A 2,202-nucleotide genomic window follows, 5' to 3' on the forward strand; every position below is an offset into this window, starting at 1 on the left:
CGGCCTGCCCCGGCCGCCCGGTGGCGGGCGCGGCGGGCGCGGCGCGGCGCCGTCCGGGGGCCCCTCCACGGTGCGGCCTTCCTCCCGTCCGGCGGCGGGTGCCGCGTCCCCGTCCGTCCGGTGGGCCGTCCGGTACTGGTCACCGGATTGGGCGACATGACTGTCAGGCATATTTATGCCTGACAGTCATGACGCTGTCCGGGCAGGTGACGCTGAGGCGGCGACACGCCGGTCGGGCGCCCGGTCGCGGCGGAACCGGCCGGCGAGGCGGTCATGGCAGGAAGTCGAGCAGGGCGGCGTTGACCGGCCCGGGGCGTTCCAGCGGCAGCAGGTGGCCGGCGTCCGGGACGTCGGGCAGGCGTACGCCGTGGGGTGCCTCGGCGGCGATGCGGTCGGCGAGCCGGCTGATGTCCGGCACGTCCGCCGCGCCGGCCCCGACCAGCACCGGCATCCGCAGCTCGCCCAGCCGGTCGATCGCCGGCGGGTCGAGTTCACCGACCTCGACGGCGCTCAACGCCAGTTCGGCGGCGAGCGCCCGCTGGTCCATCTCCTGGGCGAACCGGATCAGCTCCGGGTCCACGTCCTCGGGCCGGCGGGCCGGGCCGACCACCCAGAACCGCACCTCGCCGGCGGCGGCCGCGGCGAAGTCCGCCGGGTCCACCTCGCCGACCAGGGTCTCCCAGAGCTGCTCGGTCTCCTCCGACCATTCGCTGCCGGACACGGGGGCGCCGAAGAGGGCCAGCGCCGAGACCCGCTCCGGATGGGCCAGGGCGGTGTCCACGGCGACCTTGCCGCCGAACGAGCACCCGACCAGGGCGGCCCGGTCGAGGCCGAGCGCGTCCAGCGCGCCGACCACGTCCTCGTGGTGGGCGAAGGGGGCCGGCGGCAGCTCGGAGTCGCCGTAGCCGCGCAGGTCGAGGGCGACGACCCGGTGCCGGGCGGCGAGCGCGGGGATCTGCTCCCGCCACATCCTCCGGTCGGCGATGCCGGCGTGCAGCAGCAGCACGGGCGTCCCCGTCCCGGCCTCGTCGTACGCGAGCAGGGCGCCGTTGACTTCGATCTTGGTCACCCCAGGACGGTACGTACCGGACACCGGGCGCGCAACAGTCGATCTGAGACCTTGCTAACTCCGGTTAGCGCTTTGCTTGCAGTTGCTAGCATCCCGGGTTAGCGTCGAGTCATGGCCACCAGCAAGGACCTTCCCGACGTCGGCGGGTTCATTCGCGATCTGCGCCGCAACGCGAAGATCTCGCTGCGGCAGCTCGCCGAGCAGGCCGGCGTCAGCAACCCGTATCTCAGCCAGATCGAGCGCGGCCTGCGCAAGCCGAGCGCCGAGGTGCTGCAGCAACTGGCCAGCGCGCTGCGCGTCTCCACCCCGGCGATGTACCTGCGGGCCGGGCTGCTGGACGACAAGGAAGGCCAGGGGGTGCTCGCGGCCATCGCCGTCGACCCCGAGCTGACCATGGCGCAGAAGCAGTCGCTCACCCAGATCTACGAGACGTTCCGCCGGGAGAACGCGCGGATCGCGGAGGCCACCGCCGCCGCGAACACCGTCGCCGAGCCCGCGGCGCCGTCCGCCACCGGGCCCGCCGAGGCCCCGGAGGCGCCGGGCACCGTGACGCCGGCCGCCACCGGCCCCACGACGCCGGACGGTACCCCGACCGAGGCGGTCCTCGAGTCGGTCGCCGTCACCGAGGCGGGCCCCGCACCCGCCCCGACGACCAGCACCGCCCGTCAGAGGAAGACCGCGCCGAAGGCCGCCGGTGCGGCCGAGGAGGAGAAGTCATGACCCAGCCGAAGACCAACCGCATCCCCGCCCCGCTCTACGCCGCCGCCGGCGCCGGTGAGCTGGCCCTGCAGCAGCTGCGCAAGCTCCCGACCGTGGTCTCCGACCTCGGCACCAAGGTCGTCGCCGACCTCGGCGGCAAGGCCGTCGTCACCGGCTTCGAGCTGCGTCAGAAGGCCACCGAGACGCTGAAGACCGCGAACCTGACCGCGGCCGGGCTGCGGGAGAAGGCCGTCCCGACCGACCTCGACCTGGACAAGCTCCGTGAGGCCGCCACCCGGAACGCCGCCGCGGTGCTGTCCGCCGCCGAGGCCGCGCAGGAGCGCGCCCTGGTACGACGACCTGAACGACCGTTCCGCACTCGAACGGCACCTCGCCGTCAACCTGTTCGGCACATACGACGTGACCCAGGCCTT

At 74.0% G+C, this 2,202-nt stretch carries 2 protein-coding genes and 1 pseudogene; 2 read left to right on the forward strand and 1 reads right to left on the reverse strand.

Features of this window, described 5'->3' with window-relative positions:
* Window positions 1-271: 271 nt before the first annotated feature.
* Complete coding sequence (locus tag JNW87_RS37905) at window positions 272-1,069, reverse strand: alpha/beta fold hydrolase (protein WP_238455387.1); 798 nt, start codon at window positions 1,067-1,069, stop codon at window positions 272-274.
* Window positions 1,070-1,180: 111 nt separating this feature from the next.
* On the opposite strand from JNW87_RS37905, the gene JNW87_RS37910 reads away from it, so the two are divergent.
* Window positions 1,181-1,789 (forward strand): helix-turn-helix domain-containing protein, encoded by a 609-nt coding sequence (locus JNW87_RS37910; RefSeq protein ID WP_238455388.1) that lies wholly within the window; start codon window positions 1,181-1,183, stop codon window positions 1,787-1,789.
* Window positions 1,786-2,202 (forward strand): annotated as a pseudogene (locus JNW87_RS37915) (hypothetical protein); the annotation flags it as partial. The gene JNW87_RS37910 and the pseudogene JNW87_RS37915, both read left to right, overlap by 4 nt.

It is taken from the genome of Micromonospora sp. ATA51 (assembly GCF_016802855.1).
GTDB classification, from domain to species: Bacteria; Actinomycetota; Actinomycetes; order Mycobacteriales; family Micromonosporaceae; genus Micromonospora; species Micromonospora sicca.

Coding starts and splice junctions, on each gene's coding strand:
- JNW87_RS37910 (WP_238455388.1), top strand. CDS start 1,181: ATGGCCACCAGCAAGGACCTTCCCGACGTCGGCGGGTTCATTCGCGAT.